This window comes from Myxococcus sp. AM011 (assembly GCF_013372595.1).
GTDB lineage: Bacteria > Myxococcota > Myxococcia > Myxococcales > Myxococcaceae > Myxococcus > Myxococcus eversor.
Genome location: NZ_JABXEM010000044.1, coordinates 1 through 20,801, shown reverse-complemented (window position 1 = coordinate 20,801; position 20,801 = coordinate 1). Strand labels below are relative to the sequence as shown.

The following is a 20,801-nucleotide window of genomic DNA, read 5'->3' as shown; positions in this document are numbered from 1 at the left end:
GGCAAGAAACACCCGGACCGACGGACTTCTGGCGCGCCTGACAGCGAGACATCGGAACAGCCAAGGAACGACACGCCCGCGGGGTGGCTGAACGGCGCCCCTGACGTGAGAAGTCCAGGAAGGCGGGCTGTGACCTCGGACGTCACTCAGCCACCGGGTGCGTGACGCGGATGGCTACGGGCCTTCGCGTAGGCCTGAAGCTTTGCACATCCTCTCCTGCGCCATCTGGACTGGCACCTCCGCTGCATTCCCGAGGCGCCTCCCCCGTAGTCACTCCTTGGAGTCGTGCTTGCGAAACCGTCTTTTGAGTGTGTTTGCCGTTGTTGCCACCGTGCTCTTCACGTCCGGGCCCGCCGCCTGGGCCGGAGCGCCTGAGTCCCAGCCGAGCGGAGATGAGCGCAAGGCGCTGATCGAGGCCGCGAACGCGGCCAAGGTGCCCATCAACGTCGAGGAGATTGTCTCGGCGACGTCCAAGAACGTCACCATCGTAGGCACCAGCATCGCGGGCTTCGAGCAGGTTCCCGCCACCGAGTTCCCCAACGGCACGGACGTGGCCTTCGCCTACGTGGACTTCCCGGCCGCTGGCATCCCCGCCGGCTACTACCGGCTGAAGACCCACGCCGCGAGCGACGATGTCACCGTCGGGACGTACCCGGGCACCACCGAGTTCATCTCGCTGGACGGAAAGGTCGTCGCCCGGCTGCCGTCGACCATCGACACCCACTCGCTGGAGGTCCCCAAGCCGCTGCCGTTCCCCCGGACGGTGGTCGAGACCTCCATCGACGAGGTGCAGGCGTGGAAGATCACCATCACCGTGACGGTCCGCGTTCGTTGCCCGAACGGGTCCACCATCACCGTCCGGGTGACCGTCACCATCGGCAACTGAAGTCCGTCTGAAGAGGTCAGCGGCGGGAGGCAGGCTCACACGTCCTCCCGCCGTGAAGCAGCAGCCCTCACTGGGCAGGTGCTGCGCCGAGGCGCGACGCACCCGGGCATCGCACGCGCGTGTTTCAGCGAGGCAAGTCCGACGCATGTGTCGCCAGCTTGCAAAGCGAACTGTCTCGCCCGCATGACTGACTTCACTGCGGGGTTGATGGGAATCACCCTCGAAGGCCATGTGGCGTTGAGTTCGTGATACATCCATGCCCTGACATAGCGGGTCCTGCACAGCATCCCTACAGTGCGAAGCGGGGGCGAAGTGGCCCTCTACGGTGTGATTCATCGGCACCGGACACTGGAGGATCATCATGCGAAACTTCGTGGCCCGCGTCCTTGTGTTGTGGAGCCTCGTGGTCATTTGCCTTCTGCCCACGCGATCTCATGCACAGCTTCTTGATCTTGAACTCTCACTCACGAATCTGACAGTCTTGAGCGCCCTGGGATTTCCTCAACTCAGCACTGTCGCTGAAATACATTGGAGTGGCCTCAATGCGCTCCCCAGCTTGCAACTGGAGACAACGTTTCCCACGGGCTGGGCTCCCGCGACCAGCACCCCAGGTTGCTCCGTGTCGGGAAACGCCGTGACCTGTGAAATGGGAGCGATTGCAACGGGAGGAAGTGCAACCACCAGCATCACCACCAATATGCCCTTGCTCACGGTGGGCGTGAACCATCCCATCACGACGCGCTTGCTGAGCGGCAATAATCCTGCGAACACCGTGACGGTGACTCGCTACTGTACAGCCATCACCTCACTGATTATCATCTGCGATTGAGCCGCTGATTTGATTGCCGTGTGTTGCTCGTGGGCAGCGCACGGGCACTCAGCCACCACGCGGGAGCAGCTCGCGGAGGGCCGCGCCCACGAGCCCCGTCGCGCTTCGTGCCGCCGCCTCCAGTGTCTCCCGGATGCGACCGAGCGTGGCGGGCTCCACGCCCTCCAGCGCGCTGAGCGCGGCACCCACCTTCTCCGATTGCTCGGGCGCCGCCAGCTGAGCGGCCAGGAGCGAAGCGGCCTCCTGGGGCGGTGCCCCGACGCGCAGCAAGGCCACGGCGGCACAGGCGGCCACCGCGGGGCTCTCATCCTTGAGGCGCTGGCGCAGCGTGGCCACGGTGGACAGCGAGGACAGGCGCCCCAGCCCCAACAGGGACACCGCCTCCAGGCGAACAGGAGGCAGGGGGTCCTCGGCCGTCTTCAACAGAACGGGCTCCAGGGACGCCAGCTCCGGCGCGGGCTTTCCCTCGTGGCGCCCCTCTTCCAGCAGACTCCGGAGCGACATCAGCGCCAGGTACTGCCGCGTACCTTCCGCACGTCCCACCTGGTCGAACAACGCGGGCAGGGCCAGCTCCGGCGCGGCGGACGCCAATGAGCCCAGGGACTCCAGCGCCGCTCCCACCACGGGCTCCGCGTCGTCCAGCATCGTGAGCAGCCGAGGAAGCAGCGACACCGCCGCCTTGCCCACACGGCCCACGGCCCCGGCTGCGACTCGACGGACCGAGGCCTTCTCGTGGCCCAGGGCCTCCTCCAGCATGCCCAGCGGCAGCGGGTGCGCACGGTAGAGGTTCGAGACGAGCAGCGCCGCCTCGTCCACTTCGGGAGCCTCGGAGCTCATCCCCGCCACCGCCGTCAGCACCGCATCCAGCGCGGGCCGGGCGAGCCGCTCCTGCGGCGGCCACCAGGACGTCTGGAGCAGGCGGAGGATGGGGCCATGCCCGGCCGAATCCGCGCGCGCCAGCTCCTTCACCAGCAGCTCCGCCGCGTGCTCCCGGACCGCCACATCGTCCGCGCAGAGCGCGTCCCCCAGCACCTCGAGCGCGTGCGCCATGTCCTTCGGGGCAGCGGAGGAAAGACGGGACACCCACTCATCCAGGGCACGGACTCGGTTCACCAAGGCTCCTCGGGGAGAATCCTCGGAGTAGCAGACCCCAGCGCAACATTCCCAAAGTTTCGCGCCATGCCCTCCGAGTGGAGCAACGCGGATCCCCATCTGTCGCCGGACGGGCGAACCGTGTACTTCATCTCCAATCGTCCACTCCCCGATGAGTCCGGCGCCCGCGCGTCGTATGACATCTGGGCCGCCTCGCTGGGCGCGGACGGAGAATGGGGAGACGCGCGACGCCTCCCCTCTCCCGTCAATGACGCAAACCTCGACGAGTGGTCACCCGCGGTCGCCGCCAACGGCAACCTCTACTTCGGCGGCGAGCGCTCGGGCACCCTCGGCGGCAGTGACCTCTGGGTCTCCCGCTGGGTCGACGGCGCATACCAACCGCCGGAGAACCTGGGCGCGGCCATCAACACGACGGCCCATGAGCTGGAGCCCTGGATTGCCCCGGACGAGAGCTGCCTCCTCTTCAGCGCCCTGCGCCGCCCGGAAGGGCTGGGTGGCTACGACCTCTTCCTCAGTCGCAGGGTGAATGGCACCTGGGAGCCCGCTCGACGCCTCTGCGAAGGAGTGAACTCGCGTGCCAGCGACTACAACCACAGCGTGTCCCCCGACGGGAAGTGGCTCTACTTCAGCAGCACCCGCCCCTTCACTGGCGACGTCGGCGAGCGGTTCGACACGCCACGCGACCAGACGCTGGCCCTGGAGGGCTGGACGGTGAACGTCGACACCCGCCTGACGAGTGGAAACAGGGCCGCGACGGACAAGGCCATCACCCTGCTGACAGCGCAATTGAAAGACATCGTCCGGCTGGTGCCCGATCCTCGCCAGGTCGGCGCTCGTCTCAGGACAGCTCTGGAAGGCGACTCCCGTGGCCCCCTGTCCGTAGGGCCAGCCCTCCTCACCGCGCGAGGGGCGCGAGCGCGGCCCGGATGAGCACCAGGGCCCGCTCGCGAATCCGCGCCGACAGGAAGTCCTCCGCCGTGGCATCGAGCGAGCGACAGGCGAGCGGAAACGCCTGCTCCAGATCCACGCGCACGTCGAGGACCACTTCGTCGAGCAGGGTTTCGACCGGGTCTCGTCCGACCTTGGACATCGCGCTGGCGATTCGCGCGGGGTTGACCAGTCGCGCGGACCAGTCCGCGAGCGCCTCCACCGAGAGGGCCTGGTGGGGACTCCACGCCTCGCTCTCGTCGAAGCGGCCCTCGTTGAACTCGTCGATCTTCCGTTTGACGGAGGCACGCGAACTGGGAGGGGCGCGCAGCTCGCTCTTGATGACCAGCCCCTCCGCCACGTTGTCGGAGATGGGAGGCAACCCCAACAGGCCGGGGACCCGCGTCGGATACCTCGTGGGGACGCTGTCCATGTCTCCGCGAGTGCCTCGCCGAATCACGGGAGGCGTCATCAGCCCTGCCTCCCTTGCCACGGCCTCCAGCTCCGGGTGGGCCAGCAAGCTGCCCTCGTCTTCGTCATCACGCACGAGCAGGACGTCGAACGGAGACCAGCGCAGGTCCGGCGCATACCAGATACCCGTCTGCACCGCGGACAGGCCCGGCACGGGCGGCACCTCGGGATGAGGATAGTGCCCGCCGAAGAGCTCCCCGTAGAAGTACACCGTGCCGGCCATTGCCCCCAGGGCATGTGCCATTCGCTCGGCCGCGTAGCCCAGTTGCGCTCGCACGAGCTGCCAGCCGAAGAAGGACTCCTCCTCGGTCAGCCACGCCTTGCGCTTGCCGAACCACGCCTGTCCCGCGCGCACGGCGATGACGAGCTGCGCGCCATGGACCTTCTCCAGTGCGATCCACGGGCCACCGGGACTCGGTACTGACTTCGGCTCGCCCGCCGCGGGCATCTTCGCGTACGTCCGAAATGGAGGAGGCTGTCCCATGCCCGGCAGAATGCCTGAAGTGGCCGTGCCGCGCTGCCCCGGGCCCCGCGACGTCACGCGGACGCGGCCAGGGAGGTGGGTGACTTCGCCTCGCCTCTTCGCACCGCTCCGGGTGACACGCCCATGAAGCGCTTGAACGCGCGACTGAAGGCCGCCTCGGATTGGTAGCCCATGCGCGCCGCCAGCTCGCCCAGCCCGGGACGCTCCTCCTTCAACGCGGTATGCGCGACGTACATCCTCCACCGCGCGAGGTAGTGCATCGGCGGCTCGCCCACCTGCCGGGTGAAGCGCGCGGAGAACGCGGAGCGGGACATCGCGACCCGCGCGGCGAGCGAGGCCACCGTCCACGGCTTCGTCGGCTCGCGGTGGATGAGCGCGAGCGCGCGCCCCAGCTCGGCGTCTTGAAGCGCTCCCAGCCAGCCCGTGCGCGCGCTGGAGTCCTGCGCCATCCACTCCCGGAGCGCCTGCACCACCAACACATCCGCCAGTCGGGTGATGACCGTTTCGCCTCCAGGCCGCAGCTCCTTCGCCTCGGCGGCCATGAAGCGCAGCGTGCTCTGGAGCCAGTCCATGCGCGGTGAGCCGGAGGGCTCCACGCGGATGAGGCTCGGCAACAGGGAGACCAGGTGCTGGGCCGCCGGATGGTCCAGCCGCACCGCGCCACAGATGAGCGTCGTGGGAGCCCCTCCGCCACCGTGACGGAGGACGGAGTAGCGCTCGCTCACGAGCTCCTCGGGAAGCTCCTCGAGCTTGCGCGTGGGGCCACCGCGCTCGCTCGACAAGCGATGCCCCTCACCATGCGGCACCAGCGCGAACGTGCCCGGTTGGAGCAACTGGTCCTCCGCGCCGTCGACCTCCAGCCAGCACTGCCCCGACGTCACCACATGGAACATCAGGCTGCCCTTCATCACCGGAAGCGCCAGCCCCCACGGCGCCGTCAGCTCCGAGCGGCAATAGAACGTGCCGCTCATCCGCAGGAAGTGCAGTGCCTCGCCGAGCGAGTCCACCGGAGGCATCAGGTCCGTCATGCCCCCAGTATCCGCGCCACCCTCCCCTTCGTCCAGCCACTCCTGGACGAACGAGCATGAACCAGCGACTCCTCATCATTGAGAGTCTCGCTCCAACTCTCGATATTGGATTTCAGGCAAGCCAATGCCGCCGGGGCCCAGGCCCCATGGAGAACACATGTTGACGGTGATGGGAGCGACGGGGAACACGGGCAAGAAGGTGGTGGAGCTGCTGCTGTCGGCCGGGCAGGAGGTCCGGGCGCTGGGCCGCTCCGAGGACAGACTCGCGGAGCTCCGCGCACGCGGCGCGGAGGTGTTCGTGGGAGACCCGAGCGACGCCGCGTTCCTGGCGAAGGCGTTTCGCGGCGCCGACGCCGTCTACACCCTGCTGCCCGCGGACCGCGAGTCGCCGGACTACCACGCGGACCAGCGGAGCAAGGGCGAGGCCATCATCCAGGCCCTCCAGGACAGCGGCGTGCGCCACGTCGTCGCGCTCAGCAGCCTGGGCGCGGAGCAACCCTCGGGCACGGGCCTGCTCGCCACGCTGCACGCCCAGGAGGAGCGGCTGAAGACGCTGAAGGACGCGAACGTGCTGCTGCTGCGCCCGGTGTCCTTCTTCGAGAACTTCTTCGACGCGCTCCACGTCATCGCGCATCAAGGCGTCAACGCGGACGCCGTGGACGCGGACCTCGCGATTCCCATGATTGCGTCTCGCGACATCGCGGACGTCGCGGCGAAGGCGCTGCTGCGCCGGGACTGGAAGGACCTCGCCATCCGCGAGCTGCTGGGCCCCAGGGACCTCAGCTATCGCGAGGCCACGCGCCTGCTCGGAGCCCGCCTGGGCAAGCCCGGACTCGAGTACGTCCAGCTCGCCCCGACGGAGATGACCCAGGCGATGATGCGGGCCGGAATGTCCGAGACCTTCGCCGGGCTCTATGTCGAGATGACGCGCGCCTTCAACGAAGGACGGGTCCTCCCTCGAGAGGGACGGACCGGGGCCAACACGACGCCGACGCGGTTCGAGGATTTCGTGGACGAACTCGCGCTCGCCGCCACGGAGCGGTGACTGGAAATGGGACGGACAATGGAGACGGTGCTGGGAGTCCTGACGTGGGGGGCCGTGCTGGGCTGCGGACTGATGGCGGGCGTGTTCTTCGCCTTCTCGACGTTCGTGATGAGCGGCCTGACGAAGCTGCCCGCCGCGCGAGGCATCGCCGCGATGCAGGCGATCAACGTCTCGGCGGTATCGGGCCTGTTCATCGCGGCGTTCATCGGCACCGCGCTGGCCTGCGCGGGGCTGGTGGTGCTGTCCGTCGGCACCTGGAGAGAGCCCGTCTCTTTCGCGCGAGTCCTGGGAGGGGCGGCCTTCCTCCTCGGGGGCTTCGCGGTGACGGCGGCGTTCAACGTGCCGCGCAATGACGCGCTGGCCACGCTGAACCCGGACAGCGCCGACGCCGCGGTCGCCTGGGCTCGCTACGCGTCAGGCTGGACGGCGTGGAATCACGTGCGGACGGTGGCGTGCCTCGCGGCGACGGTGCTCCTCACGCGCGCGCTCCGCTGAAGCCTCAGTCGACCTTCGCCACGCGGTTGCGGTCGCCGAGGAAGTCCTCGACACCCTGGGCAATCGCCTTCGCCACGTCCGTCTGGTAGGCGCTCGTGGCCAGGCGCTTCTCTTCATCCAGGTTCGACAGGAACGCGGTCTCCACGAGGATGGCCGGCATCTTCACGCCGAGCAGCACGTAGAACAGCGCCTCCTTGTGGCCCAGGCCCTTGATGTCCGAGTACTTGTTCGCCAGGGACGTCACCAGGCTGCGCTGCACCTGGTTGGCGAGCCGCGAGGACTCCTCGGTGTTCGCCTTCGTCGCCAGGTCCGCCAGGATGAACTGCAGGTCACTGATGCCCTTCTCGGACGACGCGTTCTCCCGCGCGGCCAGCCGGATGGAGTAGCGGTCCGCCGAGGTGTTGAGCGTGTACGTCTCGATGCCGCGCAGCTTCCGGCTCGCCGCGGCGTTGCAGTGGACGGAGATGAACAAGTCACCGCGCTCGGTGTTGGCGAACTTCGCGCGGTCCTCCAGGCGGATGAACCGGTCATCCTCACGCGTCAGGACGACCTCCAGCCCGCGCTCGCGCAGCTCGTCCGCCAGCTTGAGGGAGATGGAGAGCGCCACATCCTTCTCGCGCGTCCCCTCCTTGCCGATGGCGCCCGCGTCGTGCCCGCCATGTCCCGGGTCGATGACCACGCGCCGCACCTTGAGCCCCAGCTGCTCCGCCAGCGTCAGCTCCGCGCGGCGCGACTGCTTCGCCACCGCCTTGAGCCGCGCCTGCGCCACCTCGTCATCCACCGGACGCGTGATCGGCTTGGGCGGCTCCGACACCGTGGACATCGCGACCTCGACGCTCTTCGGCGCCTCGACGACCTTGGGCTTCTCGGTGACGACCTGCTGTGCGACGTGGACGGGCTCGGGCTCCGGGCGACGCTCCGGCGGGCGCGGCGTGGAGACCTTCGACGAGGCGACCTCGACCTTCGACATGGACGGGGCCTTCGCGTCGCGCTCCTTCGCGGCCAGCGCGGCGGCGAGCGCTTCGTCCAGCCCACTGCCCTCACCGGACGACTCACCGCTCACGGGCGCGCTGGGGTCCAGCCGGGGAATGATGGGAGACGGCTCACGAGCCAGCTTCTCGATGGCCCCCACCAGCGCGGAGGCAGGGCGCTCCGACGACGGCTCGACCTTGGCCACCGCCATGGCCTTCTCCTCCTGCACGGGCGCCTTGACGGGCGTGGTGGGCTTGACGCGCGACGGAGCCGGCGCGGCGGGGGCCCCCTTGGGCGTCGGGAGCGTGGCCAGCAGCGCCTTCATCTCCTTCGCCTGGTCACCCTTGCTGTTGGAGGCGAGCATGTCCGTCAGGACGCGGCGAGCGTCCTCCGGCCGGTCCATGCGGTGGACGTGGATGCGAGCCAGGGCCAGCGCGGCGTCGTCCGCCAGCCGGTGCTTCGGGTAGTCGCGGCTCAGCTTGTCGTAGTCCGCGATGGCCGACTTCAGGTCCTCCTCGACGAAGGAGATGCGGCTCAGCTCCTGGAGCAGCTCTCCCGCGGTGAAGAGGGCGTCGGGCGCGCGCTCGGACTTGGGGTGGCTCTTGGCCACCGCCTCGAACTTGTGCACCACGTTGAGCCAGTGGTGGCGCAGCTTGCGTCGGGACGCGTCGTCCTTCAGCGCGTAGTAGGCGCGCCGGGCCCCCTGGTACGCCGCCTCGGCCTCATCCCGCTTCGCGGCCCCGACCGTGCCCGGGACGAGCAACAGCAGCATGGGCAGCACAAGCAACAGGCGTGGGCACATGAAGAACCTCCGGCGAACTGGGAGCTACAGGCGTGTGTCACACGGCCCCACGTCACCGGCAAATTTTCAGCCCCCGGCGCACCCGCTCAACGCAGCCAGCCCAGCACTCCCGCCAGGTCCTGGTCGATGACCCGGGCCCAGCCGGGCTCCCTGGGCACCACCGCCGCGAGCACCTTCGTCCCGTTGCGCACCGGCGCCCGGCCCGGACGCACCCGCGCGCGGACCTCCATCTTCACGTCCTGCCGGAAGTAGTGCGCGGGGAACACCACTTCCCCCCGAGCCTCCGGCAGCGGCCCATCCGGCGTCAGCCACACCAACGCACCCAGTCGCAGGGGCTCCACCTCCGAGCGCACCAGCCGCCGGGCCTCGCGGGTGAACATGGCCACCGCCCCGAGCGCGCCCAGCGCCAGTCCGAAGGGCAGCCACCCCATGCGCGACGCACGCGCCCGCGCGAAGGTCGCCTCACGGGGACGGCCCGGCGCGGCCGGGTCCACCAGCAGCTTCACCACCGCGCCGTGCCCCAGCCCCTCCGCGTACTCCGCGAAGGTGCGGACGTTCGACACGGAGTGCTCCACGTTCTCGAAGGTGTAGAGGACCTCGAGCGAGCCCTCGGCGCCGTCGCGCTGGTCCGTCGGCGGAAGCCGCGTGGCCACCAGCACCCCGTCCACTTCCTCGGCCCGCGCGTTGAAGCCGTGCTCCTCCACGAAGAAGCGACCCGCCCAGGTGGCCCCGGCGCCGAGCAATGCCATGAAGGCCAGCCCGAGCACGGCGTCTCTGGCGAGGCGCCCCATCGCGCCGGGGACCTGCGTCAGTCGAACCTTTCGAGGTGCATGCGGAATGGCGAGCTGCATCGGCCCGACAGCCTACACGCGATCGACGCGTCCGCCAGCCGGGCCACACGTCGGCCGCTACTCTCCTCGGGCGCGCTTCTGGGCCTCCCCCAGCTTGTAGAAGATGCTGCTGTCACGGGCCTTGAAATCCTGGCCCGCCCTCGAGTTTCGCTTGAGCTGACGCAGCTCGTCCTCCTTGGCGGGCACCGTGGCGGGGGGATTCTTGTACTCCCCACACAGGCTGCCGAACACGCGCCGGAAGTTGCCGTCGGCGAGGAGGGTGATGCGCAGGCCCAGCGAGGCGCTTCCCTTCGACGGCCAGGTCACCTTGAAGACGTCCTTTTCGGGCGTCTGGATGGTGACCTCCGAGCCGTTCACCATCGCCTCGATTCCCACGTCCTCGCAGTCCAGCTTCGAGCCGTACTGGACCCCCTTGGCGTCGACGGAGATGAGGCAGTCCGACTTCAAATGCCAGAAGCCCACGGCTTCGAGCCGAGGCTCCTTCTCGCCCTCCGGCTGGGAGACGAACACCTGCACCTGGCTGCGCGAGCGCGAGAAGTAGTAGAGGCCCGGATCCTTCAGGTCGAAAGAGCCGCCGCCCAGCATGGTGAGGCGCAGCGCGGGTGTGAGCTCACACGTCGCCTCCGGTGTGGCCGGAGTGAGCTCCTTGCGTTGCGCGAGCGCGGCCGACGAGACACCCACGCAGAGCAACGCCAGCAGACCAGAGACACGATTCACGAAAGACTCCACGGCGGAAAAGCGGTGATTCTCGCGAGGCCACCGTGGACCCGTCAATGACGGCGGACACTCGTCAGCCCTGCTGTGGCAGGCGCACCCAGACGCCGCGGAAGCGCTTGCGCGAGGGGTCCTTGAGCTTCTTGCACACCACCCCGTCGAGCGGCATCGAGCCGTCATCGCTGAGCAGCAGAATCTCCTCCGCGTCCTCGGGCGTGAAGAACGCCTCCGGGTTGAAGCCCTTCAGGTCCACGTCGCTCGCGAGGACGGGCGCATCGTCTCCGCCGGCCCAGGTGAACAGGTGCGAGGTGCCTCCGCCGTCCGTGCCGCCACTGATGATGAGGTAGCGGCCGTGCCACCACGAGAGGGAGCGGATGCCCATGCCCCCCAGGTCCACCAGTCGGGGCTCGCCCACGCGCGCGGAGGCGCCCTCCAGCACCATCTCCTTCGGATTGAGGACCGGGACGAGCAGCGCCTTCCCCTGGGGCACGGGACTGCGGAAGCCGATGAGGATGGACGCGCCATCCGCCATCGCCGTCATGCCCTCGATGTTGAGTCCACCGGGCGCCTTGGGGGCCAGGCCCTCGGCATCCGCGAGGCGGAACGCGCCGAGCCGCGGCGCCGCGAGCAGGTCATCCAGCAGTCGCGTGTAGGGCCGTCCCACGAGTTGGGGCAGGCCTTGTGTCTCCTCGGTGGCGAAGAAGCGCAGCCGGCTGGGCGCCTTCTTCCCGGCGCTGTCGCGTCCATGCGAGGTGAGCCAGAAGGAGTACGCGCCCAGGCCCGTGGCCGCCTCGATGTCCGCCTCCGGGGCCTTCTTCTTGTGGGCTGGCAGCTCCAGTTCCGGGGACAGGTCCACGCCGCGCACGGGAGGACCGCCGCGCCGGGCGTCGTAGACGCGGAGGATGTTGTCCTCGTCGTCACCCACCACGAACAACGAGCCACCGAGCGCCACCGCGCCGGAGGCGTCACACATGCCCTCGAAGACGAGGACGTCGCGACCGGAGCCCCCTTCGGCCGGAACGCTCTCCGGCCCCGCCTGGACGCCCCGGGCCGCACAGCCCGCGATACCGATTCCCACGATGATGGAGGCCAGCCTCATAGACCCCCAGATCTCATCACTCACCCCGCCTCCGGGAAGTCCTCCCGCCCGAAATGTGGGTTGCCAGACGCCCGCGCCCCACAACGCACCTGGAAAATAATCACAGCAGCGCGCGGGAAAGCGCGCTGGCGATTGAGCAGACAGTGCCCCCTGTCTGCCCTTTTGGGCTCGACGGGTCCGCTCCGACACCCAGAAAACATTCCGTCGGACATGTTTTTGCTGGAATCGTTACTCCACCTGGGGTGAACTCCATGAGCTGTCGCACGGTTCCATCAGTTCACGCGTTGCACTGGTGATTCATTGACGCCTGGAGGCCCCCCGGAATGAAGCGTCGAAGCACGTCCGCATCCCCCGCGGAAGTCGTCATCCTGCGCCCGTCTTCGACACTCTTTTCGACCCCTCACCTGGGACGCCTCACGGGAATGTCCGAGGAGGGCCTTCCGCTGGTGGACTTCGAGGGGAACCCCTCCGGGCCGGTTCCCGCTCGAGTGCTCGCGGGCGCGAGCACGACCCACCTGGAGGAGGTGCCAGTCCAGACGGAGGTCCTCCTCTCCTTCGAGGGAGGGCAGCCAGACCGACCCATCCTGATGGGACTGCTCGAGCCGAGGAAGGGGCTCCTTCGCGCCGTGGAAGCCAAGGCCCCAGCGCTGCCCGTCACCGCCAGCGTGGATGGCCAGCGCATCGTCCTGGAAGGACAGGACGAAATCGTGCTGCTCTGCGGTGAAGCCAGCATCACCCTGCGTCGGAATGGACGTGTCGTCATTCGTGGCACCCACATCGAATCGCACTCCTCGGGCGTTCAACGAATCAAAGGCGCCGCGGTGAAGGTGAATTGATGGCGGCTCCGCGCCGGTGCCCCGTCATGTGGGACATCATGGAGGAGCACCTCGAGGAGGCGGCCTTCCTCGCCAATCAGTGGCAGAGGGCCTGCCGCTCCCCTGACTATTGCTTGCACGAGGTGGCTCAGGGACCCGAGACGCGTTTGAGGGCCCATCTGGACGGATTGGCCTGTGCGGGCCCGGAAGCCCCTGAGCGCATCCTGATGCCCTGGTTGGAGAGCGACAGGTCCGAGGAGGTCTTCGTCGCGGCCCTCGCACTGCTGGCAACGGGTGCGCCCCTGGACTGGGTCCTCCCGTTCTTCGAGGACGAGCCCGGTCCGCGCAGGGTCGCCATCTCCAGGGCACTGAGCCTGGCACGCCACGAAGGCATCCCTGGCCTCCTTCGAAGCCGCGAGTTCCACGCGCACCCCCGCCTTCAGGCAGAGGCCATCCGTGTCCTGTGCCTTCGTGGCGAAGCGCTCGGGTCCGAGACCCTGTTGCCGCTGCTGCGGAGCGAGTCTTCCGAACTCAAGGCAGCGGCCCTGAAGGCGGTCCGCGATGACACGCCAACGGTGCGCACCCTGCTGGAGTCAGCCCTCGGTTCGCAAAGCCCCGACGTGCGCATCGCCGCCGGGCAGACGGCGTTGGTCCTGGGATATCCCGCCGCGCTCCAAGCCCTCCGGCGGCCCCTCGACAGCACGGCCCCCGAAGCCGCGCGGGCCCTGGCGGTGCTGGCGGCGGCGGGGCAGGCCGAAGACGTCGCGCGGATGGCCGCCGCGCTGGCCATCCCCGGTTTGGAATCAGCGGCCCTGTGGGCGCTGGGCCACTCCGGCTGGCGCCACGCCGCGGAGCTCTGTCTGGAGGCCATGAAGCACGAGAGGACCGCTCGCCTCGCGGGCGAAGCATTCTCGCGCGTGACAGGGCTGCGGCTGGAAGGCGACTTCGCACGACCCTCCACGCTCGAGGAGCACGGCCTCCCCCCTTTCGAGGAGGACGACCTGGACGCGGACCTCGTTCCTTCTCCTGAAGCCACCCTGCCCCTCCCCGATGCCGCCGCGGTCGCCCGCTGGTGGATGAAGGAGAAGGACCGCTTCCCTCCGAAGACGCGCTACCTCCGTGGCCAGCCCATTTCACCAGAGGGTGTGTGGAAGGCCCTCGCCACGGAGCCCATGCGCGGGCGCGGACAGCTCGCGCTCGACCTGGCGGTCCAGACCCAGGGCGCCGTGCGCTTCGACACGTGCACCTGGACGAAACGGCAAGCCGAGGTCCTCGCTACCGGTATGGCCAGCGCCAGACAGGGCCGCCAGCGATTCACCGCGCGATGAGCATGCCCGCCAGGGGAGTACCGCCATGCTGCAAATCAAGAACGCCACTCCCTTCGTACCCGCGCTCTACCTGTTTCCGGACGAGAAGGGCGTGGACACCCTGTATGTGGTCCTCAAGGCGACCTTCGCGATGACTTCCAATGGGCTGCGGGTCGCGGAGGCCCAACAGGCCGTCGCGCACGTGGACGAGCACTGGGGCGCCCCCGGGGAATCCAGCCTCAAGTACGCAGGCGAATCACATCTCATGAAGCGCGGCACGGACGTGGTCCTCGTCGGCGACGCCCACGCGCCCAAGGGGCTCCCCACGACAGACTTTGGCGTCTCCCTCTCCGTGGGCACGCTCAAGAAGCTGGTGCAGGTCCACGGAGACAGGACCTGGAAGGCGGGCCTCCTGGGGGCATCTCCCACCGCGCCCATTCCGACGACGCGGGTGCCATTGACGTGGGAGCGGGCCTACGGAGGCCGACACCAGACGGGCCCCCAGAGCTTCCTCGCCGAGATGCGAAACCCCGTGGGCGTGGGCTTCCGGGGCCAGCGCGAAGCCAGGGAGATGCACGGAACGCCCCTGCCCAACCTCCAGCATCCCGGCTTCCCCCTCACCAGCCTGTCCGACAAGTCACCGCCGCATGGCGTCGGCTTCGTCGCTCCGTCCTGGCAGCCGCGCATGGGCCTCGCCGGAACGTATGACGAAGCCTGGAAGAAGCACCGCGCGCCCTACTTCCCACGAGATTTCGACACGCGCTTCTTCCAGGCCGCTCCCGAGGGGCAGATCTACCCGACCTGGCTGAAGGGCGGCGAGCCCGTGGAGCTGATCAACGCCGCCCCTGAAGGCGTCCAACGCTTCCACCTGCCCGAGGTGGACCTGGAGACCTCGGTGCGCATCGCCGGCAAGGAAGAGAAGCCACGCCTGCACATTGAAACGATGCTCCTGGAGCCAGACAAGCACCGATTCTCGTTGACGTGGCGAGGCTTCGTGCCTTGCGACAAGCGCGCCTTGAAGATCGAAAAGGTGACGGTGGCGGTGAAGCGCATGACGGGGGTGCGGACGTGAGTGGATTCAACCCCTTCGTGGAGGTCGTGGGACTGGGAGCCACCACCCCGGTGGGGCTCGACGTGCCGACCACGGAGACCTCCGTCCGAGCGGGGCTCGTGCGATTCGTGGAGGCAGGCATCCTGAACCAGGTCCTGGAACGGCAGGTGGCGTCGTTCCTCGCAGAGCGCTACCTGCCGCCCCTGGAGGTCGATGGGACACGCCTCTCCAACACCTGGATTCGCATGTTGCGTTTGTCCACTTACGCGCTCGCCGAAGCATGCGTGGGGCTCACGGGCCCAGCGCCCCTGCTCCTGGCAATCTCCGAGGACCGGTGGGGAATCCAACTTCCCGCCTCACGGGTGATGCTTGAGCAGTTGGCACGACAGACAGGCGTGCGGCTCGATATCGCCAACAGTCGGGTCTATCGACACGGCGGCGCTGGCGGCATCTTGGCCCTGCGAGACGCGATGCGGCTGCTGTCCACGGGACACGCCTCCACCGTCATCGTCGGGGGACTGGACACCTTCAACCATCCCCGGAGACTGGCCGTGCTGGACTCGGAGGACAGACTGCGTCCCCGAGGCACGGACAGCTTCATTCCAGGAGAGGCCGCGAGCTTCCTGCTCCTGTCGACCCCTGCCGCCGCGCGCCGCTGCGGCCTCGAGCCCGTGGCGCGCATCACCCACGTGGGAGTCGGCGCGGAGCGAGGGCACCGCTACGCCGAGGAGCCCTACCTCGGAGACGGCCTGGCTCACGCCTTTCAGGCGCTCTTCGCGGGGATGCCGGGCAACGCCCCCAAGGTGCACTGCGTGTTCGCTGGCTTCAACGGAGAGAGCCTGCCGACCAAGGAGTGGGGCGTGGCCTACTTGCGAAACGCGGAGCGCTTCTCGGAGGCGCTTCGCATCGAACATCCCGCGGACTGCGTGGGCGACGCAGGCGCGGCGTTGGGGCCGTTGATGCTGGTGCTGGCCGCGGAGCGCCTGCGCGCCGGACACCTGAAGGGCCCCACCCTGGTCTGGAGCACCTCCGACCTCGAGGCGCGCGCGGCGGCGCTCATGCTGCCCACATAGAACGACGACAGTGGGAGTCCGGAAGGAGGAGGACCATGGAGATTGGTGAAGAGGTGGCCGTCTCGGAATTCGTCTCGGAAGAGTTACACAACGAGAAGACCTGCCCCTGGCACGAGCAGGGCGACGCGCACTCCCAGAAGATGTTGCTGCAGAACCCTGACGATGACGCCGTGGGAGGCATGGCGCCGACGGACGGTGGCGTGCTGGGCAGGAAATTGAAGGACGCCAAGAACCACCCGCCCGCGGCGAACAAGGTCTCCTTGATGTTCAAGAAGGGGGAGGTCGCGACCTATGGAAGCGTCAAGCGCCCGAAGCTGATTCAGACCTACGAGCGCCAGGACGAGGAGGAGGAGGAGTACGCGCTCCAGTACGCCCCCCATCACCTCATCCCAGGAAACGAGTCGCTCAAGGGCACCTCCGTCGTTCCGTTCATGGGAGACGAGAACTGCATCGCGGACTACAAGAAATCCATGTCGAGTTACATCAAAGCGGGATACTCCATTGGCTATGACATCAACGCAGCGGAGAATGGGGAGTGGTTGCCAAGCCCTTATGCCCTCTCCAATTGCAATGAATGGCCTGCGGACCTGGGACTCAAATACCTCAAGAAGCGCAAGGATGAGTTGATTGGCGAGGAAACAGAGGCCTTCAAACCCGCCTACGTCGCTGCCGCCATCGAAGCCTCCGGTGGAAGGCAGTTCCACATGCGTCACATGCGCTACTCGGAAAAGGTGACGGAGATACTCCAAGCCATCGGCGAGCGCCTGGCGGTGATGGCCGACGATTCATGCCCCCTGGCGAAGAAGAGCAAGGCCAAGGACGTGGATGAGTTCGATCCCCCCCTGGGACTCACCGCGCGCCTGCATTCGCTCTCCCAGAATCTCCGAGGACTGCTGACGAAATCCGTCTGGCGCCCCCCATTGTATACGGACTCCCTCACCCAGGAATACGCGGACGAAATGGTTCATCAGAAGAAATTCGCCAGGTCCAAAGCCAAAGGCAGCATCACCCAGATTCTCTGAGTCATCACGATGCAAGCGACCCCGAAATACTACATCCTCGAGTCGGGAAGCCACGACATGATGCTCATCTACCCCGTGCCGAACCCGGGGCTTCGAGATCGCTGGTGGGCTGGTAAACCCTTCCAGCGTCCGCCCGCACAACCCATCGTCGCCGAAATCAGGACGGGTACCGAGCAGGGCGAACTGCTGGATTACTTCAATGCGGCCTCACTCATGAGCAATGCGCTCCATGCGGCGTTGCTCGAGGCCGGTGTGGACAACCTCGACGTCTATGACGCCGTCATCCAGAGCGAGGATGGAACCGTCATCCACCGGGGATACAAGGCCTTCAACGTCATCGGGCTGGTGCGGGCCGCGAACCTCGCGGAGACCGTCTTCCATTCTCCCGACAGCTCCACCCTCATCGATGCGAGCATCGACCACCTGGCGATTGATGGCGACAAGCCCCGTGGACTCAAGCTCTTCCGGCTCGCGGAGAACGTCAGCGCGGTCCTCGTCAGCGAGGACGTCAAGCGCGTACTGGAGTCAAAGGCCTTCCCGCATCTTCGCTTCCTGGAGCCCCACGAGTTCGTGAGCGCCTGACGGCTCGCGCCCAGAAAGAAAGGACCTTCCCGTGCCCACCTTCGTCAATGGCCGAGGCGTCACCCATGGCGGAAGCAAGGGACAGAGCATCGTCCTGCCAGACGTCTGCAAGACACCGTCGCCCGCAGGCCCGGTCCCCATTCCCTACCCCAACGTGGGTCGCTCAGCGGACGCGGCGGATGGCCCCAAGACCGTCACCATCGAAGGACACATGCCCATGGTGAAGGGCGCCACCTACAGCGTCTCGTCGGGCGATGAGGCCGGCACCGCGGGAGGTGGCGTGGCCAGCAGCGCCACCAAGGGTCCTTGTGAGTTCATGATGTACTCCTTCGACGTGAAGTTCGAAGGCAAGAACGTGTGTCGCCTCGGCGACCCGCTCTTTCACAACAAGAAGAACACCCTGGGCTGACCGCCCCCAACATGCCGCCTGACGTCGGGGGCCCTACTCCAGCTCGCGCTGGAGCTTCGCCAAAAGGTTGAGCGCATCCAGCGGCGTCAGCGTATTGACGGACACCGCCTTGAGCGTCTCCAGCGCCTGCTGGTGCGAAGCCGGAAGCACGGGGGCGGCCGGGGCCACGGGCGCGGGTTCTCCGAACAGGCCGAGCTGCGCCGTGGACGTCGCGCGCTTGGGGTTCTGCCGCACCGCCACGCGGGGACGTCCCGCGTCGTCCAGCTCCCCTGACTCCAGGTTCTGGAGCAGCTCCCGCGCCCGCCCCACGACCTCCGAGGGCAGCCCCGCGAGCTTCGCGACCTCGATGCCGTAGGAGCGGCTGGCTCCTCCGGGAATCAGCTTGCGCAGGAAGATGACCTTGCCGCCCTGCTCCTTCACGGCGATGCACAGGTTCTTCACCCGCGTCCGCTCGCGCGCCAGGTCCACCAGCTCGTGGTAGTGCGTGGCGAACAGCGTGCGCGCGCTCACGTGGTCATGCAGGTGCTCCGCCACCGCCCACGCGATGGAGAGCCCGTCGAACGTCGACGTCCCGCGGCCAATCTCATCCAGGATGATGAGGCTCTTGCGCGTGGCGTGGTGGAGGATGTGGCTGGTCTCCGTCATCTCCACCATGAAGGTGGATTGGCCCCGCGCCAGGTTGTCCGCCGCGCCCACGCGCGTGAAGATGCGATCACACAGGCCGATGCGCGCCGCCTTCGCGGGAACGAACGAGCCCGCCTGCGCCATCAGCGCCGTCAACGCCACCTGCCGCATCACCGTGCTCTTGCCGGCCATGTTCGGACCGGTGATGACCAGCAGCTGCGCGTCCTCCGGGTCCATCCGCACGTCGTTGGGAACGAAGGACTCCCCCGCCCCCAGCATGCGCTCCACCACCGGATGCCGCCCGGCGGTGATGCTCAGCACCTCCGACGCGTCCACCTCCGGCCGCGTGTAGCCATACTCGGACGCGCACCGCGCGAAGGACAGCAGCGCGTCCGCCGCGGCCACCGCCTCCGCCGCCGAGCGGATGCGCGGGGCCGCCGAGGCGACCTTCGCCCGAAGCTCCTCGAACAACTGGAGCTCCAGCGCGCACCGCTTCTCCTCCGCGGTGAGCACCAGCTCCTCGTGCTCCTTCAACTCCGGCGTGACGAAGCGCTCCGCCCCCACCGTGGTCTGCTTGCGGATGTAGTCCGCCGGCACCAGGTGCAGGTTCGACTTCGTCACCTCCAGGTAGTACCCGAAGACCTTGTTGTAGCGGATCTTGAGCGAGCCGATGCCGGTCCGCTCCTTCTCCCGCTGCTCGATCTTCAGCAGGATGTCCTTGCCGGACGTGGACAGCTCCACCAGCGTGTCCAGCTCCGCGTGGTAGCCCTGGCGGATGAGGCCGCCTTCCTTCAGCACCACGGGAGGCTCGTCCACCACCGCGCGCGCCAGCAGGTCCGCCAGCTCCGGCAGCGCCGTCAGTGGCCCCGCGAGCGACTTGAGCAGCGCCGTCTGGCACCGCGCCAGCGCCACCCCCAGCCGGGGAAGCTGCGCCAGCGACAGGCCCAGCGCGCGCAGGTCCCGCGCGTTGCCCGCGCCCAACGAGAGCCGACCCGTCAATCGCTCCAGGTCCGCCACTTCCTTGAGGATGCCGGTCAGCTCCTCGCGCCACACGCTGCGCGCGGACAGCTCCTCCACCGCGTCCAGCCGCGCGTGGATCTCCGGCAGCGAGCCCAAAGGGGACGCCAGCCAGCGCGCCAGCTTGCGCGCGCCCAGGCTCGTCACCGTCCGGTCCAGCACGCCGAGCAGCGAGCCCTTGCGTCCCCCGTCGCGCTGCGAGCGCAGCACCTCCAGGTTGGCGCGCGAGGACTCGTCCATCAGCAGGCTGCCCGAGCGCTCCTGACGGCTGAGCCGGTCCACGTGGGCCGCGGGCGTCTTCTGCGTGTCCTTCAGGTAGCGCAGCGCCGCGCCCGCCGCGCTCGTGGCCATGGGCGCGTCATCCAGCCCGAAGGCGGACAGCGACTGCACCGCGAAGTGCGTGCGCAGGAACCCCGCCGCGCGCACGGGCTCGAAGGCCGCGGCCTCGCTCTCCGCGATGGAGGGCACGCGAGGCAGCCGCGCGCACACCCGAGCGACCTCCGCGGAATCGCGCTGCCCCGCGGGCACCAGCAGCTCCCGGGGCTCCACGCGCGACAGCGACTCCGCCAGCTCCTCCGCGGAAGCGGCCTCCATGGCGAGGAACTCTCCGGTGGACGCCTCCAGCAACGCCCCGCCCCACCCGCGCTCGCTCCAGCACACGGCGGCCAGGAAGTTGCTGTCGCGTGGCTCCAACACCTCCTCGTCCAGCACCATGCCGGGGGTGATGACGCGCGTCACCTCGCGGCGGACGATGCCGGGCCCGGTGCCGGCCTCCTCCACCTGCTCGCAGATGGCGACCTTGAGGCCCTCGCCGATGAGGCGAGCGATGTAGCGGCGCGACGAGTGATAGGGGATGCCGCACATGGGCACCTTGTCGGCGCCCTTGGCCCTGGCGGTCAGGGTGATTTGGAGGATCTCCGAGGCCCGCACGGCGTCCTCGAAGAACATCTCGTAGAAGTCCCCGAGCCGGAAGAAGAGCACCGAGTCCGGGTGAAGGGCCTTCACCTCCAGGTACTGGCGCATCATCGGCGTCAGGGACGCGATCTCCCTCGCGCCCGAGCCGTCGCTCGCCTTCTCCCCTTCCGGGCCGACGTCGGGCGTCGGGTCCACGGGGAGCTCCGCCACCGCTGCCTTGGCTGCCTTCATCTGCTGCGTCACGGCCATCCCCGCCCTTCTCTCATGCCC

At 68.2% G+C, this 20,801-nt stretch carries 20 protein-coding genes; 12 read left to right on the top strand and 8 right to left on the bottom strand.

The genetic code is table 11. From position 1 onward, the window contains the following. Window positions 1-289 precede the first annotated feature (289 nt). Both HUW62_RS12015 and HUW62_RS12010 read left to right on the top strand, forming a co-directional pair. Window positions 290-886, top strand: coding sequence for a hypothetical protein (locus HUW62_RS12015; protein WP_163867208.1), 597 nt, complete (start codon window positions 290-292; stop codon window positions 884-886). 361 nt (window positions 887-1,247) lie between these two features. Beyond that, a complete protein-coding gene (locus tag HUW62_RS12010) occupies window positions 1,248-1,715 on the top strand; it encodes a hypothetical protein (protein WP_176434505.1) in 468 nt (155 codons plus the stop codon). Window positions 1,716-1,763: 48 nt separating this feature from the next. On the opposite strand, the gene HUW62_RS49945 is transcribed toward HUW62_RS12010, so the two are convergent. Further along, window positions 1,764-2,828, bottom strand: a complete 1,065-nt coding sequence (locus HUW62_RS49945; RefSeq protein WP_176434504.1) for a HEAT repeat domain-containing protein — start codon at window positions 2,826-2,828, stop codon at window positions 1,764-1,766. Window positions 2,829-2,894: 66 nt separating this feature from the next. Between HUW62_RS49945 and HUW62_RS12000 the strand changes: the two genes are divergently transcribed. Then, window positions 2,895-3,758, top strand: coding sequence for a hypothetical protein (locus HUW62_RS12000; RefSeq protein WP_240356536.1), 864 nt, complete (start codon window positions 2,895-2,897; stop codon window positions 3,756-3,758). Here HUW62_RS12000 and HUW62_RS11995 read toward each other — a convergent pair. After that, window positions 3,724-4,710: an RNA ligase family protein gene (locus tag HUW62_RS11995; RefSeq protein WP_176434503.1), complete on the bottom strand. Its 987-nt coding sequence runs from the start codon at window positions 4,708-4,710 to the stop codon at window positions 3,724-3,726. The two genes, HUW62_RS12000 and HUW62_RS11995, sit on opposite strands and share 35 nt — an antisense overlap. A gap of 53 nt (window positions 4,711-4,763) precedes the next feature. Then, window positions 4,764-5,738: an AraC family transcriptional regulator gene (locus HUW62_RS11990; RefSeq protein WP_176434502.1), complete on the bottom strand. Its 975-nt coding sequence runs from the start codon at window positions 5,736-5,738 to the stop codon at window positions 4,764-4,766. A gap of 157 nt (window positions 5,739-5,895) precedes the next feature. On the opposite strand from HUW62_RS11990, the gene HUW62_RS11985 reads away from it, so the two are divergent. Both HUW62_RS11985 and HUW62_RS11980 read left to right on the top strand, forming a co-directional pair. Beyond that, entirely contained in the window at window positions 5,896-6,783 is an 888-nt protein-coding gene (locus tag HUW62_RS11985) for an NAD(P)H-binding protein (protein ID WP_176434501.1), read from the top strand. 18 nt (window positions 6,784-6,801) lie between these two features. After that, on the top strand, window positions 6,802-7,278 hold the full coding sequence (locus HUW62_RS11980; RefSeq protein WP_163867202.1) for a DUF1772 domain-containing protein: 477 nt from the start codon (window positions 6,802-6,804) through the stop codon (window positions 7,276-7,278). 4 nt (window positions 7,279-7,282) lie between these two features. Here the strand turns inward: HUW62_RS11980 and HUW62_RS11975 are convergent, their stop codons facing one another. The 4 genes from HUW62_RS11975 to HUW62_RS11960 all read right to left on the bottom strand — a co-directional run bounded on the left by HUW62_RS11975 (window position 7,283) and on the right by HUW62_RS11960 (window position 11,716). Next, a complete protein-coding gene (locus HUW62_RS11975; protein ID WP_176434500.1) occupies window positions 7,283-9,052 on the bottom strand; it encodes an N-acetylmuramoyl-L-alanine amidase in 1,770 nt (589 codons plus the stop codon). A gap of 86 nt (window positions 9,053-9,138) precedes the next feature. Then, the gene (locus HUW62_RS11970; protein ID WP_176434499.1) at window positions 9,139-9,903 is read right to left on the bottom strand and encodes a DUF3592 domain-containing protein; all 765 of its coding nucleotides are present in this window, start codon (window positions 9,901-9,903) and stop codon (window positions 9,139-9,141) included. Window positions 9,904-9,960: 57 nt separating this feature from the next. Further along, the gene (locus HUW62_RS11965) at window positions 9,961-10,620 is read right to left on the bottom strand and encodes a hypothetical protein (protein ID WP_163867199.1); all 660 of its coding nucleotides are present in this window, start codon (window positions 10,618-10,620) and stop codon (window positions 9,961-9,963) included. 73 nt (window positions 10,621-10,693) lie between these two features. Next, complete coding sequence (locus tag HUW62_RS11960; protein ID WP_176434498.1) at window positions 10,694-11,716, bottom strand: DUF3616 domain-containing protein; 1,023 nt, start codon at window positions 11,714-11,716, stop codon at window positions 10,694-10,696. 323 nt (window positions 11,717-12,039) lie between these two features. On the opposite strand from HUW62_RS11960, the gene HUW62_RS11955 reads away from it, so the two are divergent. The 7 genes from HUW62_RS11955 to HUW62_RS11925 are packed head-to-tail and all read left to right on the top strand — an operon-like array spanning window position 12,040 to window position 17,975. Further along, on the top strand, window positions 12,040-12,552 hold the full coding sequence (locus HUW62_RS11955; RefSeq protein ID WP_163867197.1) for a DUF6484 domain-containing protein: 513 nt from the start codon (window positions 12,040-12,042) through the stop codon (window positions 12,550-12,552). Beyond that, a complete protein-coding gene (locus HUW62_RS11950; RefSeq protein WP_368670391.1) occupies window positions 12,552-13,859 on the top strand; it encodes a TIGR02270 family protein in 1,308 nt (435 codons plus the stop codon). Before HUW62_RS11955 ends, HUW62_RS11950 begins: the two co-directional genes overlap by 1 nt. 25 nt (window positions 13,860-13,884) lie before the next feature. Continuing rightward, entirely contained in the window at window positions 13,885-14,910 is a 1,026-nt protein-coding gene (locus HUW62_RS11945; RefSeq protein ID WP_176434496.1) for a DUF2169 domain-containing protein, read from the top strand. Beyond that, the gene (locus HUW62_RS11940) at window positions 14,907-15,962 is read left to right on the top strand and encodes a hypothetical protein (protein ID WP_163867194.1); all 1,056 of its coding nucleotides are present in this window, start codon (window positions 14,907-14,909) and stop codon (window positions 15,960-15,962) included. Before HUW62_RS11945 ends, HUW62_RS11940 begins: the two co-directional genes overlap by 4 nt. Before the next feature lie 35 nt (window positions 15,963-15,997). Beyond that, window positions 15,998-16,984: an AHH domain-containing protein gene (locus tag HUW62_RS11935; protein WP_163867193.1), complete on the top strand. Its 987-nt coding sequence runs from the start codon at window positions 15,998-16,000 to the stop codon at window positions 16,982-16,984. Between the two features lie 9 nt (window positions 16,985-16,993). Beyond that, window positions 16,994-17,566, top strand: a complete 573-nt coding sequence (locus HUW62_RS11930) for a hypothetical protein (RefSeq protein WP_163867192.1) — start codon at window positions 16,994-16,996, stop codon at window positions 17,564-17,566. Between the two features lie 31 nt (window positions 17,567-17,597). Then, window positions 17,598-17,975 (top strand): DUF4150 domain-containing protein, encoded by a 378-nt coding sequence (locus tag HUW62_RS11925; protein ID WP_163867191.1) that lies wholly within the window; start codon window positions 17,598-17,600, stop codon window positions 17,973-17,975. A 33-nt stretch (window positions 17,976-18,008) separates the two neighbouring features. Here the strand turns inward: HUW62_RS11925 and mutS are convergent, their stop codons facing one another. Next, the gene (mutS, locus tag HUW62_RS11920) at window positions 18,009-20,780 is read right to left on the bottom strand and encodes a DNA mismatch repair protein MutS (RefSeq protein WP_163867190.1); all 2,772 of its coding nucleotides are present in this window, start codon (window positions 20,778-20,780) and stop codon (window positions 18,009-18,011) included. Between the last annotated feature and the right edge of the window lie 21 nt (window positions 20,781-20,801).